General features: G+C 40.7%; 17 protein-coding genes. 10 read left to right on the forward strand and 7 right to left on the reverse strand.

The annotated features are described in order from the left end of the window. Nucleotides 1-51 precede the first annotated feature (51 nt). On the reverse strand, nucleotides 52-975 hold the full coding sequence (locus tag NFS18_RS04235) for an ABC transporter permease (RefSeq protein ID WP_251388282.1): 924 nt from the start codon (nucleotides 973-975) through the stop codon (nucleotides 52-54). A gap of 114 nt (nucleotides 976-1,089) precedes the next feature. Continuing rightward, entirely contained in the window at nucleotides 1,090-2,601 is a 1,512-nt protein-coding gene (locus NFS18_RS04240) for an ABC transporter substrate-binding protein (protein ID WP_251388284.1), read from the reverse strand. A gap of 192 nt (nucleotides 2,602-2,793) precedes the next feature. Here NFS18_RS04240 and NFS18_RS04245 point away from each other — a divergent pair, with 192 nt between their 5' ends. From NFS18_RS04245 to NFS18_RS04285, 9 genes are all read left to right on the forward strand, one after another. Next, a complete protein-coding gene (locus NFS18_RS04245) occupies nucleotides 2,794-4,503 on the forward strand; it encodes a sensor histidine kinase (protein WP_251388286.1) in 1,710 nt (569 codons plus the stop codon). Between the two features lie 30 nt (nucleotides 4,504-4,533). Then, nucleotides 4,534-4,743: a response regulator gene (locus tag NFS18_RS04250; protein ID WP_251388288.1), complete on the forward strand. Its 210-nt coding sequence runs from the start codon at nucleotides 4,534-4,536 to the stop codon at nucleotides 4,741-4,743. 240 nt (nucleotides 4,744-4,983) lie between these two features. Then, nucleotides 4,984-6,084: a helix-turn-helix domain-containing protein gene (locus tag NFS18_RS04255; protein ID WP_251388290.1), complete on the forward strand. Its 1,101-nt coding sequence runs from the start codon at nucleotides 4,984-4,986 to the stop codon at nucleotides 6,082-6,084. Nucleotides 6,085-6,349: 265 nt separating this feature from the next. Then, nucleotides 6,350-8,014: a propanediol/glycerol family dehydratase large subunit gene (locus NFS18_RS04260; RefSeq protein ID WP_251388292.1), complete on the forward strand. Its 1,665-nt coding sequence runs from the start codon at nucleotides 6,350-6,352 to the stop codon at nucleotides 8,012-8,014. Nucleotides 8,015-8,032: 18 nt separating this feature from the next. Beyond that, the gene (locus NFS18_RS04265; protein ID WP_251388294.1) at nucleotides 8,033-8,713 is read left to right on the forward strand and encodes a propanediol/glycerol family dehydratase medium subunit; all 681 of its coding nucleotides are present in this window, start codon (nucleotides 8,033-8,035) and stop codon (nucleotides 8,711-8,713) included. Further along, nucleotides 8,714-9,106, forward strand: a complete 393-nt coding sequence (locus NFS18_RS04270; RefSeq protein WP_251388296.1) for a diol dehydratase small subunit — start codon at nucleotides 8,714-8,716, stop codon at nucleotides 9,104-9,106. After that, on the forward strand, nucleotides 9,103-10,917 hold the full coding sequence (locus tag NFS18_RS04275; RefSeq protein ID WP_251388298.1) for a diol dehydratase reactivase subunit alpha: 1,815 nt from the start codon (nucleotides 9,103-9,105) through the stop codon (nucleotides 10,915-10,917). Before NFS18_RS04270 ends, NFS18_RS04275 begins: the two co-directional genes overlap by 4 nt. 112 nt (nucleotides 10,918-11,029) lie before the next feature. After that, complete coding sequence (locus NFS18_RS04280) at nucleotides 11,030-11,374, forward strand: glycerol dehydratase reactivase beta/small subunit family protein (RefSeq protein WP_251388300.1); 345 nt, start codon at nucleotides 11,030-11,032, stop codon at nucleotides 11,372-11,374. Between the two features lie 191 nt (nucleotides 11,375-11,565). Further along, nucleotides 11,566-12,126 carry a cob(I)yrinic acid a,c-diamide adenosyltransferase gene (locus NFS18_RS04285; protein ID WP_251388301.1) on the forward strand — a complete coding sequence of 187 codons (561 nt, stop codon included), beginning with the start codon at nucleotides 11,566-11,568 and terminating at the stop codon, nucleotides 12,124-12,126. A gap of 406 nt (nucleotides 12,127-12,532) precedes the next feature. Here the strand turns inward: NFS18_RS04285 and NFS18_RS04290 are convergent, their stop codons facing one another. The 5 genes from NFS18_RS04290 to NFS18_RS04305 all read right to left on the reverse strand — a co-directional run bounded on the left by NFS18_RS04290 (nucleotide 12,533) and on the right by NFS18_RS04305 (nucleotide 16,746). Then, the gene (locus tag NFS18_RS04290) at nucleotides 12,533-12,706 is read right to left on the reverse strand and encodes a hypothetical protein (protein WP_251388303.1); all 174 of its coding nucleotides are present in this window, start codon (nucleotides 12,704-12,706) and stop codon (nucleotides 12,533-12,535) included. A gap of 302 nt (nucleotides 12,707-13,008) precedes the next feature. After that, nucleotides 13,009-13,719: a hypothetical protein gene (locus NFS18_RS04295; RefSeq protein ID WP_251388305.1), complete on the reverse strand. Its 711-nt coding sequence runs from the start codon at nucleotides 13,717-13,719 to the stop codon at nucleotides 13,009-13,011. A 2-nt stretch (nucleotides 13,720-13,721) separates the two neighbouring features. Further along, a complete protein-coding gene (locus tag NFS18_RS04300; protein ID WP_251388307.1) occupies nucleotides 13,722-15,203 on the reverse strand; it encodes an AAA family ATPase in 1,482 nt (493 codons plus the stop codon). A gap of 772 nt (nucleotides 15,204-15,975) precedes the next feature. Further along, complete coding sequence (locus NFS18_RS19350) at nucleotides 15,976-16,104, reverse strand: hypothetical protein (RefSeq protein ID WP_277613528.1); 129 nt, start codon at nucleotides 16,102-16,104, stop codon at nucleotides 15,976-15,978. 12 nt (nucleotides 16,105-16,116) lie between these two features. Further along, nucleotides 16,117-16,746: a TetR/AcrR family transcriptional regulator gene (locus tag NFS18_RS04305; RefSeq protein ID WP_251388309.1), complete on the reverse strand. Its 630-nt coding sequence runs from the start codon at nucleotides 16,744-16,746 to the stop codon at nucleotides 16,117-16,119. A gap of 566 nt (nucleotides 16,747-17,312) precedes the next feature. On the opposite strand from NFS18_RS04305, the gene NFS18_RS04310 reads away from it, so the two are divergent. Next, complete coding sequence (locus NFS18_RS04310) at nucleotides 17,313-19,427, forward strand: efflux RND transporter permease subunit (RefSeq protein ID WP_251388311.1); 2,115 nt, start codon at nucleotides 17,313-17,315, stop codon at nucleotides 19,425-19,427. Nucleotides 19,428-19,435: the final 8 nt, after the last annotated feature.

The following is a 19,435-nucleotide window of genomic DNA, read 5'->3' on the forward strand; positions in this document are numbered from 1 at the left end:
TTTCCCATCCTCCTTGCAGACATTCGTTCTGATATCTCTGGACAATTCACATCAAAACATCGCATTATCCGGACTGATTTTACGCACTGCTGCATTTGCAGCTAATACAAGCAAGAATCCTACAATCGATTGATAGACGCCCGCCGCAGATGCCATTCCTACATCCCCAAGCTGAATCAGCGAGCGGTATACATATGTATCAATTGTATTTGTCACGCTATAAAGCGCTCCCGAATTCTGCGGTACCTGATAAAAAAGTCCGAAATCTGAATAAAATACTCTTCCCACTGAAAGAAGAACCATCGTAATAATTGTTGGTTTTAAATACGGAATCGTAATATACCAAATCTGCTGCCACTTATTAGCACCATCTAATTTAGCTGCTTCATAGTACTCATTACTGACAGATATCAGTGTCGAATAATAAATCAATGCCAAAAAGCCAAAGTTCTTTAACGTATTGATAAAAATCAACAGCCATGGCCACACCTTTGGAGACGCATACCAGGAGATTAATTCAACCCCCAAAAAGTTAAGTACATGCTTATTGATAAATCCATTTTCAGAACTCAAAAATGCAAACACCAAATACCCGATAATAATCATAGACAATAAATATGGAATGATCATTGTTGTCTGAAATACAGTAACCGCCTTTTTACTTCTGATTTCATTTAAAAGAACTGCTGCCGCAACACCTGCCACTGTGTTCAGAATAATAAAAACTGCATTATAAACTATTGTGTTTCGTGTAATGATAAAGGATGTAGACGTGCTGAACAAATATTCAAAATTTGCAAACCCGCACCATGGACTTCCAAAAATGCCATCTTTATAATTAAAGTTCTTAAATGCTACAACCAAACCGGTCATTGGTAAATAATTATTAATAAAAAGGTAGACCAAAGCCGGAAGCGCCATGAAATATAACGGCAGATACCGTTTCCACTTCACGCTTTTTCTTTTCTTTCTCATCTGTTCCTCTCCTCCAGGTATTTTATTATGAATAATCAAGAAACTATTTGGGCACCGAAAGCTTTTGCATTACGGTGCCCAACTTTTACTTCATCAATACTTTCCGGATCTGCATTACTGCTCTGCCGCCCATGCATCTAACTGCTTCTGTTTTTCCTCGATCACCTTATCAATTCCAGCCTCCTTTAACGCCTGCTGAAACTTCGGTAAATACTCTGACGGATCCATTTCTCCATTTTCCAATCCAAGCCGATATTCATTTAATACATTATTCAGCGCCGCTACTTCTGTCTTCACACTACTGGAATCAAAAGAGAATCCAATCGCTTTTGACTTAATTGCCTCATTATTAAAGTCTGCCATTCTCTCATAATAGTCATCATCGCCAGTATTTTCCCAAACATAGGAATTAAGCTGATTGCCAAATTCCCATCCACAGTTCATAGCATATCCGCTGTTATCACCAGTGACACCTTCTGGATATGTGATTACATTTTCTTTTCCATCTACATGTACATAATGTTCCCCTTCGATCCCCCAATCGATCAGGTTCACAACATCTTTATCTGTATACATCAGATTCAAAAATTTTAAAACCGGCTCTTGATTCTCACATGTTGCAGGAATAGACATTACAACTCCATTTATCGATGTCGTTGTTGCCAGTGGTTCAGCCACCCATGTACCTGTAGATGGGACATTGGTCATATTCTCAATTACAGAATCTGTGGCAATATGATAATTACACAAAATAGAGAACACGCCTTCTGATTGATAGATCGGAACACCTGTGTCCGGATTCACCGAACTATCTTTTAAAATATATCCTTTTTCATACCAGTCATGAATATAATTTACTGTGGACTCATACCAGTCTGTTTCGTACAAATTCTCAACCTCCAGATCGCCCTGTCCATAGTCCATGAGAACACCCAGATAATCCCCCAGACTGTCATACGTCATAAATCCAGAATCCACTAGTGAAGATGCCGTATCTCCTGCACACACCATTGCCATATCCGGATCAGCACTGAGCATTTTATCATATAAAGCTGCAAGGCCATCCGTCGATTTAACATTTTCTGCTTCTTCCAGCAGATTATTCTCTTCCAGCATTCTCTTATTCATAACAACGCCCCGTACCTGCGCATTATCTTTTAATACCGGAAATCCGTATACATTTCCGTTCACTGTAACAGACTTCATGTAATCTTCACCGATGGTTTCTACTGTGTCTTTTGCAACAGTCTTCAAAAGTTCAGGTTCCATAGCCGCCAGCTTATTCTGTGTCACATCCACTGCAAATTGTGTTCCGAACATATTAAACAAATCAAGTTTCTCCCCGCTTGAAATCATCAGATTAATCTGCTGTTCATAGGTGCTCAGACTCATCGGAAGCAATTCCACCTCTACATTGATTTTCTCACGGGTAATTTCATTGATCGCTTCTTCAACCTTGTCCATATCCTCAGGAATCACTACATTACAGAAAAAGGCAAATGTAATCTTATCCAGTTCTTTTCCGTCATCCTGTTTTTCGTGTGTTCCCTGTCCTCCACATCCTGTAAGAATAGCTGTTGTCAGCAAAACCGCAGTCATCCCTCTTGTCAATCGTTTTCTAAACATCTGTTTTCCTCCTTTTCCTCTGGTTTTCATTTTTTGTTGTTTCTCAGTTTATCGACATTTATGATTTTCTGCTACATAAAACTCGACCTGTTTTTGTGAAATATAGACTACCACTTTTTAGAATATGTATTTTCACATTAATTATTGTATAATAATACTCATATAGTACGAAAGAACAGGAGAGCATCAGTTATGCAGTATATACGGTCCCCATTTACCCGTCAAAAAGAAAGTTATTTTGCCCATTACAGCAGTAAAAAAATGATCACTGTTTTTGTTCTCGTCTTTATTTTTCCACTGATTATTCTGCAGATTGCAACCAGCGCTTTTGCATTAAATACTTACCGGCATCAAACCAGTCAGACATTGGAACAAATGGCGTCCTATTTTTTGTCCGAGACAGACGAATCACTCAACAGCATTGAGCATTATCTGGCAAAAACAGCTTCTGAAAATTATGAATTTCAACGGATTGCCTATGACGATCCCCAGTCTCAGATCAATACAGAATATGAGCTGTTCAAAACTCGTTTTTATCTTTCTATGCGGCAGGATGTCAGTTTTTATCCTGCTGCCCAGTATTTCTTTTTTTATCACGAATACCGGGACGATCTGCTCCTGATTCCGTCTGTGGACTATATGCCGAATACAACTACCCTCGCTTACCCCGTTATGTCAAAATATCTTTCCGGATATTTTGACACGATAACCGATCCCCAAAGAAAGTGGGTGCTTGTGAATATTTCAGGACAGGAACACCTTTTGAAAACATTCCATTTTGGCAATGCTTACCTTGGAGCAAGCGTCCCGATTGATATACTCCTTGAAAAATTAAAAAAATATAATTTGACAGAATGCATCTTTCAAATTTCTGATTCTGTCCAGAATGATGCCACAGAACCCAATCAGTCGTTTCCTTTTCACAACAACAGGATTGTGCTTAATTCTGCACTCGGCGACTATGTTCTCTCTTTAACCATAAATCAGAAAGATTTTTTTACACCTTCTTTAATCGTATGGTGTTCATTCCTGTTGCTTTCTGTTTTGATGCTTTACCTGATCCCGCTCTCCAGCCGTGTATTAAAAGAGCAATTTTACACGCCCCTGGAAATTCTTGTAAAACATATGCACCATATAGAAAACGATGAGACTACAGAACGTCTTCCCGAAAAACTCGGCGGCGCCGAAATGACCCAGGTTGCAAAATCTTTTAATCAAATGATGGATCAGATCAATCATTTGAAAATAGAAGTATACGAGAAAAAACTTGCCCAAAGCCAATTGGAATTGCAGTGCTTACATTTACAGCTAAACCCACATTTTTTCTTAAATACATTAAACTCCGCCTATCTTCTTGTAAGAACCGGAGATTTGGATAAACTGCAATTACTCCTCAAAAGTTTAACGGGATACTTCCGTAGCATCTTTCGTCCCAATTCAGAAACCACCGTTCTGTCTCAGGAATTGGAACAATGCCGTAATTATATTTACATATACCAGCTCCGTTGTTTTAAAGAAATACATCTGGACTGTGATATCGATCAAAGTCTGATGAATCAGCCAATTCCGCCAATGTGTATTTTGACATTTATTGAAAATGCCATCAAATATGCTGTCGAAGATTTGAACGAACTTCATCTTACTTTATCCATTCACGAAGAAACAGCGGATTCCCGAACTGATATGAATATTATAATTTACGACAATGGCTGCGGATTTTCAAACGATACGTTAAATACATTAAATACGGATTTTGTGGCTCAGACTTTAACTGGATCCCATATCGGTATCCGCAATCTGCAGCAGCGTCTTCACTATTTTTACAAAGGAACTGCCTCAATTATATTTGACAATACGATATACGGGGGCGCAAGGATTACGATGAAACTCCCATTATTATGATTCAAAAATTTAGCATAGGAGGAACTTTTCATGAGCATAAATATTTTACTTGTAGACGATGAACCTCTTGTAATACAGGACATAGCCGCATCGGTAGCTTGGTCTTCGCTGAATGTTCAACATGTATTTCTGGCATACAGCGCTTCAGAAGCTATGCGGGAATTTGATTTGCACCATATAGATCTCCTCATTTGCGATATTGAAATGCCAAAAGTCAACGGACTAAAATTTCTTGCCTAGGTAAAAGAACATTATCCGGCTACCAGAAGTATTATTCTTACCTGCCATCCGCAATTCAATTATGCACAAGAAGCCCTTAGGCTTAACTGTGAAGATTACATTTTAAAACCAGTCGATATAAATGAACTTGAACTGACCCTGAAAAATATAACCAGTAAGCTATATTCCAATCACCCGCTTCGCAATCAGGAGCTTTTCTGGAAACAGTGTGCGAATGGTACTTATTCAGATACCGATACAATGCTGGCTGCCGCTAAAAGATGTGGAATCCCGCTTCAAGATCATATGTATCTCACAGTCCTTATCCGTCCTGTCAGTATTGATTGTGTGCCCGGCAGGCAAGATACTGCCTGCGAATTATCACCGGATATTTTTAATCATGCTTTTTCAAATATCTGTACGAAATATTTTTTCTTTTTGGACTACGTACATACATTATTTGGTATTTTCATAATTTCTCCGGAGGAAGTCTCAATAATTGTAGAATTAGTCCGGTGCCGTTTGGAAGAAATGCGCTACACTCTTCCGGTTTCTATTGCTGCTTTTTTTCATAATTCTGAAGGACTTTCTTCAACTGTACATACTTTATCAAAGCTGAGGAACACATCCTCTGAATCCATCAAAAGCTGTATCGTTGTGCCTCCTGGATTAAGCAGTACAGCGGCTCCTTCTTTTGAATTTCTGCATACTCCCTGCTCAGAAATTCATAAAAAAGAGTTTCTTACACACATAGAAAACCATATACTTACACTCCCCAGGGAACCCTCCCGGCGTCAGCAAGCACTCATTTACCTGCGTCGTGAAATTGAAGACTGGCTGTTTACCACATTGGCATATCTAAGATGTTCTCCTAAGGATTTTTTAGACTATGCGCAAACTCATTCCCCAACTCAGTCTCCCTGTTTATCAAGAGAACAGGCAATTATAAACAACCGGTCTTTTCTGCTGTGGGCAGATTCGCTGTTTACATTGGTTGAGAAAGAACTGGACCACAATAATCAGTACACGGCTATGGTTCTGCAGGCGCGCAGATACATTGAGCAAAATCTTCATCTTAATTTATCACGAAAAGATGTTGCAAATCATGTTTTTCTAAATGCCGACTATCTTGACAGACGTTTTAAAAATGAACTCGGTGTCTCTATCAGCCAATATATGCTTCAGAAAAAACTGGAATTTGCCAAACATTTACTTACTGATACTGATAAGAGCATCAGTGATATAGCCTTAGACATCGGGTACAACAACCTTTCCAGTTTTTCACATATGTTTAAACATGAAACAGGAGATACACCTATGTCCTATCGGAAATATAAAAAAACTGATTCTTATTGTAAATGATATGTGGTTTCATGTGGTTTTTGTTTCTTGTTTTTGTGGCTTTTTGCCAGTATTTATGATTATTTTATTGCTATTTCGTTGTGATTGTAGTATAATTCAAGATATAAATGTCCGAGTCTGTATTCGGACAGACACACACAACAACATCAGGTGTGCGCGCTGCTGTATTTTATAGCTTACATTTCTGCAAACATACAGAAACGACTGCAGCAGCTACCATTTCTCAGACAGCGCCGCACAGATTTTCCGTAAGGAGACAGTTATTATGAAACGTTCAAAACGAATTGAAGCACTGGATGCCCGTCCGGTTAATCTGGACGGCTACATCAATGAATGGCCGGAGATGGGATTTGCGGCAATGAACAGTCCCTACGACCCGAAACCATCTGTGAAGGTGGCGGACGGCAAGATTGTAGAACTGGATGGCAAATGCCGTAAAGAATTTGATTTTATCGACCAGTTCATTGCAGATTATGCAATTAATATTGAAAGAACTGAGAAATCCATGGCAGTATCTTCCTTAGATATTGCAAGAATGATCGTGGATATCCACATTTCCAGGAAGGATATCCTTGAACTGATTTCCGGTATTACTCCGGCAAAGATGACGGAAGTTATGAATCACTTGAATGTAGTAGAGCTTATGATGGGAATGCAGAAGATCCGCGCCAGAAGGACGCCAGGAAATCAGGCACACATTACCAACCTAAAGGATGATCCGGTACAGATTGCCGCTGATGCGGCAGAAGGCGCACTCCGTGGATTTGCTGAAGAGGAAACGACGATGGGCGTTGCCCGTTACGCACCACTAAGCGCCATGGCTCTTCTGATTGGTTCACAGGTTGGACGCCCGGGCGTGCTGACTCAGTGTTCCGCCGAAGAAGCTACTGAATTGGAACTGGGAATCCGTGGTTTGACAACCTATGCAGAAACACTTTCCGTATATGGTACGGAAAAGGTATTTATCGACGGAGATGATACTCCGTATTCCAAGGCATTTTTGAACTCCGCATACGCATCCAGAGGATTAAAGGTCCGTTTCACCTCCGGTTCCGGTTCTGAAGTGCTGATGGGAAGCAGTGAAAAGAAATCCATGCTGTATCTGGAATGCCGTTGTCTTTTCGTCACCAAAGGAGCTGGAAGCCAGGGTATTCAGAACGGCTCTGTAAGCTGTATCGGTGTAACAGGTTCTGTTCCAGCCGGCATCCGTGAAGTGCTTTCTGAGAACCTTGTGGCAGCCCTGTTAGGATTGGAATGCGCTTCTTCCAATGACCAGAGCTTCTCCAATTCTGATATGCGCCGTACAGCAAGAACTATGCTGGAATTCCTTCCGGGAACGGATTTCATTTTTTCAGGATATGCGGCAGAACCGAACTACGACAATATGTTTGCAGGTTCTAATTTTGACGCAGAAGATTTTGACGATTATAATGTACTCCAAAGAGATATGCAGGTAGACGGCGGACTTAAGCCGGTTACCGAAGAACAGGTCATCCATGTAAGAAACAAGGCTGCCCGCGCCGTTCAGGCAGTATTCCGTAATCTGGGACTTTCTCCGGTATCGGACGAGCAGGTAGAAGCCGTTACTTATGCCCATGGAAGTAAGGACACACTTCCCCGTGATGTTACTGCGGATCTGGCGGCTGCCGAGGACGTATTAAAGCGTGGAATTACAGGTATCGATGTAGTCAAAGCGCTTGCCGAGACTGGATTTGAAGATGTGGCTGAGAGTGTTCTAAGTATGTTAAAGCAGCGTGTTGCAGGCGACTATATGCAGACCGCCGCAATTCTTGACAAGGATTTTCATGTATTATCCGGCGTCAACACACCGAACGACTACATGGGACCCGGAACCGGATACCGTGTGGACGGTGACCGCTGGGAAGAGATCAAGAAGATTCCGCACATCATCAACCCAAATGAGATATAAGAAAGGAGGAGCAAGCATATGCAGATTAATGAAGATTTAGTAAGACAGATTACAAGCGCAGTATTGAGTCAGATGTCTCAGGCGAACGTCTCCTCCGGTTTTGAAGTCTCCGCCCATGAAATTCCTTCCATGGCTGGCAGAGACCGGATCAACGAAGCCAAGACTTCTTATGCGGATTACCCGCGCGCAAAGAAAGGCACCGACCCGAAGGAAGTTGTGATCGGTGTAGGCGCCGCTTTCCAGAAAGAGATTACCAAGACCATCTGCGGCATTCCGCTGGATGAAGTATTAAGAAATATAAAAGCGGGTATCGAAGAAGAGGGAATGATTCCCCGTGTAATCAAGATCCTGGATACTTCTGATGTATGTTTCATGGCTCTGGAAGCTGCTAAATATTCCGGTTCCGGTATCGGCGTCGGTATCCAGTCCAAAGGAACTACCGTAATTCATCAGAAAGATCTGTACCCGCTCTCCAATCTGGAGCTGTTTCCGCAGGCGCCTCTTATGACGCTGGAAACATACCGTCAGATTGGACAGAATGCAGCCAAATATGTCAAAGGCGAACAGGTCGTTCCGATTCCATGTACCAACGACCCGATGTCCAGACCGAAGTATCAAGTCAAGGCAGCAATCATGCACATTGCAGAGACAGAACAGCTTGACCCGGAAATCGGCGCTGTGGAATGGGAGGGCAGATAAATGAAATATCCTTTAACAGAACATGAAAAAGAAAAAATCACGTCCAAAACCGGTAAGAAATTCACCGATATCACATTGGATGAGGTTATGAAAGACCATATTGCACCGGATGACATCAAGATTTCCAAAGAAATCTTAAAAGCACAGGGACAGGTTGCTTTAGACACAGACAACGCGCCTATGGAAAAGAACTTTGAACGTGCTGCCGAGCTGGTAGACGTACCGGACGATGTGATCTTGAAAATGTACGATAAGCTGCGTCCGAACCGTTCCACAAAGCTGGAGCTGGTTCTGATGGCACAGGAACTTCTGGAAAAATATCATGCAAAAAACTGCGCGCGTCTCGTGATGGAAGCCGCAGAAGTATATGAAAAGAGGGGAATTTTACTTTGAGTTATATCGCAGGAGTTGATATCGGAAATTCCACAACTGAAGTATGTATTGGCGAAGTAACCCAGAATGGCAATCTGTCATTTTTAACAAGCGCGTCCTGTCCTACAACAGGCACAAAGGGTACCATTGAAAATGTATATTCTGTTAAAAATGCGTTGAAAATGGCAATGAGCCGGATTGGCCGCGAAACCTCAGACCTTGATCTGGTGCGCCTTAACGAAGCCGCCCCTGTCATCGGCGACACTGCTATGGAAACCTTGACAGAAACTGTCATCACGGATTCCTCCATGATCGGACACAATCCCTCCACCCCAGCCGGTGTGGGACAGGCAGTCGGTGAAGTTCTTTTGATTGAGAACATTTCCAGAGCATCTACAGATACCGCCTATATTCTGGCGGCATCCGCAGAACACACTTATGAGGAAATTGCGGCGATCGTCAATCAGCACGAAGAGCTGAACATTGCAGGCATTATCCTGCAGGCAGACGAAGCCGTACTTGTAGAGAACAGAATCCGCCGGAAGCTGCCAATTATCGATGAGGTCCGCCGGATCGACCGTCTTCCCGACGGCGTTCCCGCGGCGATTGAAGTCGCGCTCCCGGGTCAGACTATTCGTATGCTCTCGAATCCTTACGGAATCGCTACTCTGCTTGGCTTAGATGCCACGGAGACACGCACCGTGACGCCAATTGCAAAGAGCTTAATCGGCAAACGGAGCGCCGTTGTTTTGAAGACTCCGGGTGGGAATATACACGAAAATGTCCTTCCGGCTGGAGAAATTTATTTTTATGGTGATAAAAATATTACCATCAGCTTAGATGAAGGCGCTGATAAGATTATGCATGCAGCCGCTGAAGCAGGCGATATCCATGACATCAGCGGACAGCCGGATACGAATGTAGGCAATATGCTTTCCCGTATCCGTACCGGTATGGGAGATTTAGACAGGAGCAGTGATGCAGATATCCGCATTACCGATATTCTTGCCGTTGATACTCTTGCGCCTGTTTTGATCTCCGGCGCATTGGCTGGAGAAACCTGCCTGGAAAAAGCGGTCGGTATCGCCGCTATGGTGAAAACACAGAAGCTCCCCATGCAGGAAATCGCCGCCCGTCTGAACACAGAACTGAATACTGAAGTCCGGGTGGCGGGTGTAGAAGCCATCATGGCAAGTCTCGGTGCGCTGACAACACCGGGAACAAAGCTCCCTCTTGCAATCCTCGATATGGGCGGAGGCTCTACCGATGCTGCTATTATTTCCGGCAACGGCAGTGTGACCATGACCCATCAGGCGGGAGCCGGGGAACTGGTTTCCATGCTGATTCAGACTGAATTAGGCTTAAGCGACAGACACATTGCGGAGCAGATCAAGAAATATCCCCTTGCAAAAGTAGAAAGTCTCTTCCACATGCGGATGGAAAACGGGCAGATGACCTTTGTGGACGAATCCATTGATCCCCGTTTCTTCGGAAGAGTCGTTCTCCTGACAGAAAACGGACTTGTCCGGATTGAAGAAGAGATTCCGATGGAAAAGATTGTTCAAATACGCCGGGACGCAAAGCGCAAGGTATTTATTACCAATGCTTTCCGGGCGCTTCGCAAGGTTGCACCGCAGCACAACCTCAAAAATATTTCTACTGTCGTCCTAGTAGGCGGTTCGGCAGAGGATTTTGAAATCCCTGAAATGCTCACCGAGGCCTTTACCGATTACCGGATCGTATGCGGACGCGGCAATATCCGCGGCAACGAAGGACCGAGAAATGCTGTGGCAACCGGACTTGTACTGTCTTATTTGGGGGAAGCGAAATAAAACCATAACTGTTTAATACATTCACAGTCACAATAAAGAATCCCTTTTATTGCTTTTGATATTGGGATTTTGTGCGGCTGACAGAGTCTTTGGAATATAGGAACTTATTAGTATGATAATCAAAAAACCTTCTATATTTATTTATACACATGAAGCAGATCCTTCTGTATTAAAGGAGGTCTGTGCAGGAATCGAAGAAGAGGGAGTCTTCTATGACACCACAGAATTTCCGGACGAATGTATGGAAAAGCTCGCTTACAAAGCATCCCGCGATTCCATGCTCGGTTCCGGTATCGGTATCTTCGGCACTGCCGTTTGCCTGAAAATGCGCGGTCTGGAAAAAGGGCGCAATATCGAAAGTTATTTAAACCCAACACGTCTGCAATGCCGGAACATCGGAGCAAACAGCGCGCGGGCAATCAAGAAGCTGCCCTTTAAAGACAGGTACTCTCAATAACAGTTCAGCATACTTTATCGGACGAAGTCCGCCCACCGCAGGTATGAGTTATGGGATGCCCGTATGGGTATAGGAGTTTGCACATGCCGCAGCCCCGTAAGAAAGCGTGATGGAAAACACTCTCATAATGTGCAGAGACAAACAGTTGAAAAGCAAAAAGAGTGCTTTCACTTTAGGAGGATAGAAAAGCCATGAAAATCTACACAAAAACCGGAGACAAAGGAAACACCTCTCTGATGAACGGCATTAGCGTCTCCAAATCTGACGACCGTATCGAACTGGTAGGTACCATTGACGAACTGAGCAGCCACATTGGACTGGCAAAGGTTCTCTCAGATGGGGAATTAAAAGAAAACCTCTCACATATCCAGAGAAATCTCATTCAGATTATGGCGGGAGTTGCAGATCCCCGGGAGTTGAATTACCGTTTCTCCGATAAAGAAACAGCCTCATTGGAACATGCCATTGATGAAATGGAACAGGCATTTCCAAGAGCAAAGGAATTTGTCCTATACGGCGGCTGTGAACTATCTGCAAGACTGGATGTGGCAAGAGCCGTGGCAAGACGTGCCGAACGCCGTTTCCGCAGAGTATCACAAAACTACGGCGCAGACGCAAAAGCAGTTCAGTATATCAACCGCCTGTCGGACTATCTCTATGTATGCGCCAGATATACAGATTATAAGGTAGAACATGAGAAAACCGAGGGAATTCAAGATCAGGTTGTAAGAAATATTTTGAAAGATATGTAACGCCCCAGAGTCAAAAGCGCATAATTTAAATATGAAGCCGGAGAATACACATAGAAAATAGCCGTCCTGCTCCCTGACAAAGACTAGGACGACTATTTCGATAGTTACTTAAATAATTTGCCCGGGTCGGATGGAGTGCACCCATCTTTCCCAGTTGTCTTGTTAAGTATATTATAGTAAATGTACTGTAAAAGTCAACTATCTAGTTTTTATACCAGCTTTGAAAGGTAAACTTATTTTATGACTTGCCATTTTCAAGAAATCTCTTGTTTTAACACTTTGTTCTATAATTCAGGAAGTTATCCACATCATATGGCTACAGTGTCCCCTCAATGAATAAATTCCAAAAAATGTATAAATTTTTGATTTCCTCTTGGCAAACATCACCTTCTTTGCTAAAATTATCTTAGTTTAGGACTACTTTATGCAGCTTAGCTTCTATATCTTCTATTTCTGTTAGTTGCCGACCAAAGCTGGCTAATAGTTCAGAAGATATATTTTTTTGGAGCTTTTTTATTTCATTTTTTTCCAGATAAAAATATTCATATAGCTGTTTCATAAAATCTGCTATCTGCTCCATCAAATAATGGTTCTTCTGTGTCCTCTCATCCCAGCTGCATGCATGCCCTATATTTCCCTGCCAATGCTTCTTGATATGGATTATTGCCTAAATGATGACGCGCTTGACGATGATTTTGGTGAAGAAGGTTTTTACATTTTTTGAGATTATCGTCTTTTTGTTACACTTAATTTTATTTCTATCTAACATATGTTCGATGAACGTATGTTTTTCTTCATTACTAAAAGTCACAATTTCCTATAAAGTAAAAAAGAACGGTAACAGACCTTTTATGATCTATTACTGTTCTTATGTTTTATGAGTTACAACAATCCATCTGGATTAGGATGTGTTTTAAAGTAGATATGTAAATTAGTATGCCTCTCCAAAGAATGTAAACCTTCTTTGATATACCTCCATGATGCACCCATATTATCAGGTACCTCATTTACAACATCTGACTCCAGGAATACTGGAAACAGATATTCTTTTCCTATAAATTTCTCATAAAATTCATCCGCATATTCTTGCTTTAAATCTTTGTCTAAATTAATCTCATTGTACAAGGCATGATCCAGATTACAAGACATAAAATACATTTCATATGGAAATGATTTTATCATCGTCTGATTCAATAAATATTCCAATATCTCTCTCTTCCCTTTGTTTCTTTCTATTGCACGCTGTGGGTAAGTACAGCTAATATTAATAGTCGAATATTCAAATGCGTATGTTGGTCCATTTACGATAGCGGAATCTGGAATATATGCCCCATCCATATCAAATATTTGAACAATTTGAATAACATCCGAATTCTTTAATTTCTTATCTTTAACTACTTCCTGAACAGTTTCATATATTCTATTCTCAACATTAGCTATAGTTACTGTTGGATCACTTGTTATATCTCCATTTGTAAATCCAAAGTCAATTTCCTTATTTCTTCTGTATATTTTTTTAAAAATATTTTCCAAAGCCGCCTTATCCGATGAACCTTCAACAATAAAGATAATCGTTTTTTTCTCTTTTTCCATAGTTACCCCCTGTTCTCAGACTCTTGAAGTCTCTTCTCAAAATCAGAGGAAAATGTCAATTTACTTTGTCCTGTTCCAACTTTTCCCGCTTTTCGGAATGCATATCCCATCGCAAGCAGATCATCCTCATCGTACAACTCTTCGTTTTGTCCTCCAACTGTAATTGCGCGAATATAAAAATCTCTCTTATTATGATTCTTTTCAATCCCCTTCAATCTGATATAGCGATTTTCCGGATTGACAGTTGAACATACAATATTTTTTGCATCTAGCTTTTCCAGTATACGCAGATTATGTGATGTAAATATCAACTGTCCTTTCATCTCACTATGCATCATACCCAGCAATTCTCCGAGCAAATATTCAAATATTCCAGAATCCAGTTCATCAACAATCAGACAAACCCCCTCATTATTGTATACAGATATAAGGTAATTCAAAATAGATATAATACGTTTAATTCCTTCAGATTCATATCGCAGCAAAAATTCTTTTCCATCTCTAACAGAATATACCTCTACCTGAATTGCCTTTGTTCCATCAGGACGCTCTAATTCCATTTTCTCTTTCAATCGAATCTGTAAATTAGGTATTACTGATTTAATTGCCATATTAATTGCATCAACAACTATTTTCACCTGTACATAATCCTCTTGCGGTATTTCTGTTACACCTGAAATGGCAAGCGGCATAATCGCCTGCATAATCTCTGTTTCGGTCTCCTTGTGCACATTAATTGGTATAATCTGATTATTATTGATAGTACCTAACTGATTAACTTTAATCACATTAAAGTCAACATAAGCAAACTGTAATATGCCTAAAATAACATTTCTAAAAACTTTAACTTCCATACTGTCTTCTAGTTTTTCAATATTGGTCTTTACAAGTTGATTAAAAAAAACAGAAATATTTTTCTGTGCACAAATAAGCGCTAAATTCTGCATATTTGTCAAAAAAGGAATCGCGCTTAAACTTGATAAATGATTAGATGTTACACTTATATTATGTGTTTCTAAAACATCCGCATCTCCATAATATGGATTACAAAAAGAAATATCCCGTTCCGATTTCCAGGACACCCCTCGCTTCCAATACCGCAATTCCTCCATATAAATTTGAATTGCCTTTTCTTTCTCATCTACCCGTAAAGAAGCTTGGTAAACCACCTTATATTTTTCTTCTCCAATCCAAACAAAGAATTCGGTACGGATACCGCTAGAACCGTCTTTTGACAAAATACCTTCATACATTTCGTAATTTACAGGACTTCCTGTAAGTATCTGTCTTAACATATCTAATGATTCTACTAATGCTGTTTTCCCGGAACCATTCTGTCCATAAATGCCTACAATGTCTGTTTTACCACACATTGCTTTTTTATTTATACTTCCATAATTCATATACTTAACATCTCCGTACGCAACGTTTTTTATATTGCATATTTCAGAGCGCATAATTCTTACTTTATATTTATTTTCCATGGTCTTATTCTCCTAACACATATATACTTTTTACTCGCTCTACTATTTTATACCAATTTCGATATTTTGTCCATGATTATTACCATTTTTCTCTCTTTTTAAATATTATTATACGTACAGCAATACAAAATATTCATTTTTATTTATTTTCATTAAACTTTTATATTTTCAGTTTCTCCATGCATAATATGCTGTTCTGACACATCCAAAGATGAGACCAGACGTTCTAAAGTTTGAACCTTAAACTCTCCACCATTTTCAATAGCAGATAACGCCTATCAACCATCTGATTTCACCTCCTTCCTTTTTCACGAAAAAACACCCAATGAAAATATGCTTGTAACCTGCATTACAAACATATCCTCGTCAGGCGTTGGTAGCTATAGAATCCTATGCTCCGATTTGCACAGTACGATTCTCTTCTATAATTTTATTACTTGATGCTAGACCATCATGGTGGGAAACTGCCTATAAAAGAAACCACCGACAGCCCCTTCTATTTCTTTCGGGAAGTTGCCTTGTATATACGCAGCCTATATAAAAATGCGCAGAGCAGCATTGCACCGAAGGGAATGCAATACGCAGAATTTGTAAACATCCATGCAAACGGTTCGATGATCATAATACCTGATACCAGTAATATAAGTGCCGGAAGCATCAGAAACACAACTTCCCAATGTAATTTGAACCAGTCTGTCCTGCAAAGACCAAACAAAAGTAAAAGTACAATTACATAGTAAAAAGCGTCAATCGCATTTCGCAAAAACCAAAGTCAGATCAAGATAGAATCTATGATTCCCATCTCATACATCTTAATCTGCGTTGTTAAAAAATACCGAAGTATAAATGCAGCCATCATACCAACATACAATACAAAAAATCTAGTTCTGCTTTTCATCATAACTTTCCCTCTTTATTTGTCTGCTTCAATATGACTCCGTATAATTGCCCGGATCGCACTGTAAAGCTCCGGCTTCAATTCCTCAAAGCTGATCGGGTCATTTTCCAAAATAGTACTAAACGATGCCGCACCCGCCAGCTCCACGATCAGAAACAGCATAATTTCCGGATTCCGCAAATGAACTGTAGGATTCTCCTCAAGCACTTTATAATAATAATCAATCAATTTCACTTCTGAGCTATACTCATGGGATTCCAATGCCAGATGAAAGAACCCCCGGCTTAAGTTCTTAGACAGAAACTGTAACATCAGCTTATTCTTTTTCAGCTCCTCCAGCACATAATCAATAAGGAAAATCGTCTTATCTTCAAAAATCCGAGCCGTATCCCCCTCATGAAACGCTTCTTTTTGAACTTCCTCATACGCTTTTAGAAAAAGCCGTTCTGCTGTTTTTACAACCAGCCGGTCTCTGATTTCATACTTGTCCTTAAAATATAAGTAAAAGGTGCCCTTCGCCACCCCGGCTTTCTGAACAATATCATGAATTGATGTCTGCGCGATTCCTTTCGTCACAAATAACTCATATGAGCTCTTTAACAAAGCATTTAGTTTCTGAAGTTTATTCTCTTCAACCTTTCCCATAACATATCCCTTCCGCATATATATTTCAACATTTGTATAACCTTGTACCACAATTACATTTCAATAAATTATGGTTCGCGTACATCATACCATAATTTCGTTTCACTACATTATACCACAATCGCAGACAAAAAAGCGCCCACAGGGGTTTTTCTTTACAGGCAGCGACTCGCCATTATAATTGTAATGTCCTATGCTTCACTCTTATTTTAACATACCGAATTATGCAAATATAGTTACTGTTTACTTCGTTCACAGTAACGTGCAAAAATCCATGCAAAATCTCCTTTAGCAATAGATTTTTGCCTGCAGCTATATGTTTTCTTACGGTCAGCGCAGTAAATGCGCAGACCTGAGTGAGCAATAACCAAATATACCTATTTATTCTTCCATAATACTTATATTAACTAAAAATTGACCAAAAGTCAATTTTTTGTATTTAATTTATTGACTTTTGGTCAGTTTTAGTATATAGTGTTTAACATAAATTTAAAAATGACCGTTAGTCATAATTATTTTAGAATTATGATAAAACGAGAATTCATTATGAAAGGGAGGCATTTTACATGATTAAAGCTGGCAAAAAGATTGTAAAGTACAAAGCAGTTATTCTCATTATTGGTATTTTACTTCTTATTCCTTCAGCGCTTGGGTATCTGAACACAAGAGTAAACTACGACATTCTTTATTATCTGCCTGACAACATCGATACAATGAAAGGTCAGGAGATTCTAAAGGACGATTTTGGAAAAGGCGCCTTTGCGATGGAGATTGTGGAAGGCATGACCACCAAAGAAGTGGCAGATGTTAAGTCAAAGATCGAACAGGTCGACGGAGTTGCAGATGTAATATGGTACGACTCCATTATGGATACTTCGATTCCAATTTCCACACTGCCCTCGAAAATAAAGGACATTTTCTATAAGGACGGCGCTACGTTGATGGCAATTTTCTTCGATGACACCACATCGGCAGACAGTACCATTGATGCAATAGGAGAGATCCGCAGAGTTACAGGCAAACAGTGCTTTTTAAGCAGTATGTCCTCTGTTGTCACCGACATCAAGAATCTGGCGGAAAAGGAAACACCGGTCTATGTATTGATCGCAGTTGTCCTCTGCTGTATTATCCTCGCAACATTTATGGACAGTTGGCTCTTGCCAATCTTTTTTATGATAAGTATCGGAATGGCAATCCTCTACAATATGGGAACCAACTACTTCCTCGGAGAAATCTCTTATATTACAAAAGCGCTGAGTGCGGTACTTCAGCTTGGGGTCACGATGGATTACTCGATTTTCCTCTGGCACAGTTATCAGGAGAATCAGAAACGGTTTCCAGACGATAAAAACCGTGCTATGGCACATGCGATTTCCAATACATTTTCATCTGTGGTCGGAAGCTCTACTACCACGGTTGCAGGATTTATCGCACTGTGCTTCATGAGTTTTACACTTGGAAAAGACCTTGGGATCGTCATGGCAAAGGGTGTGATCTGCGGAGTAATCAGTTGTGTCACCATTCTGCCCTCCATCCTGCTTATATTTGACCGGGCAATTGAAAGGACCTTGCACCGCCCCATCATGCCGGATATGGAAAAGCCAGCGAAATGGATCACAAAACATTTCAAAGTCTTTGTACTTCTCTTTTTGATTATACTGGCTCCTGCATTCCGGGGGTATACAAAGGCGGACGTTTATTACAATCTGGACGCTACACTGCCAAAATATCTGGACAGCATAAAGGCAAACGAAAAGCTGGCGGAAACATTTGACATGAACGCAACACACATGGTTCTTACGGATGCAGAGATGTCCTCCAAGGATGCCAAAGCTATGCTTGCCGAAATGTCTGATGTAAAGGGCGTCAAATTTGCCCTCGGTCTGGACAGTCTCCTCGGTTCTTCCATTCCGAGAAATGTAATTCCGAAGGAACTGACCGACACATTAAAATCCGGCGAATGGCAGTTAATGCTTGTACAGTCAGAATATAAAACTGCCACAGATGAAGTCAATGAACAATGTACCAGGTTAAACCAGATTATTAAGAAATACGACAGCGGCGCTATGCTGATTGGAGAAGCGCCGTGTACAAAAGATTTGATCACAATTACAGATAAGGACTTCAAGGTAGTCAGCACAATTTCTATTATTGCTGTCTTCCTGATCATTGCCTTTGTGTTCAAATCTTTCAGCCTTCCGGTAATACTTGTTGCCGTAATTGAATTTGCAATTTTTATCAATCTGGGAATTCCATATTTCACCGGAACGAAAATGCCGTTTATCGCATCTATCGTCATTGGAACCATTCAGCTAGGCGCAACGGTTGACTATGCCATACTGATGACAACACGTTATAAAAAGGAACGCTGTAAAGGCAGAGAGAAACGGGAAGCGGTACAGATCGCAGTTCAAACATCCATCAGCTCGGTTATCGTATCTGCGCTTGGCTTCTTCGCAGCAACCTTTGGTGTCGGTCTATACTCCGACATCGACATGATTTCCGCACTTTGTACACTGATGGCACGAGGCGCGATCATCAGCATGTTTGTTGTAATCCTCATATTGCCATCTATGCTGATTGTATTTGACCGCATTATCTGCGCGACAACCAAAGACATGAAACATACCACTGTTCAGTCTGACAACATAACTGTTACTCAAAAGCAAGAACTAATTTAAGGAGGTTT

This window comes from Mediterraneibacter agrestimuris, from assembly GCF_943193195.1.
In the GTDB taxonomy this organism is placed as follows: Bacteria; Bacillota; Clostridia; order Lachnospirales; family Lachnospiraceae; genus Schaedlerella; species Schaedlerella agrestimuris.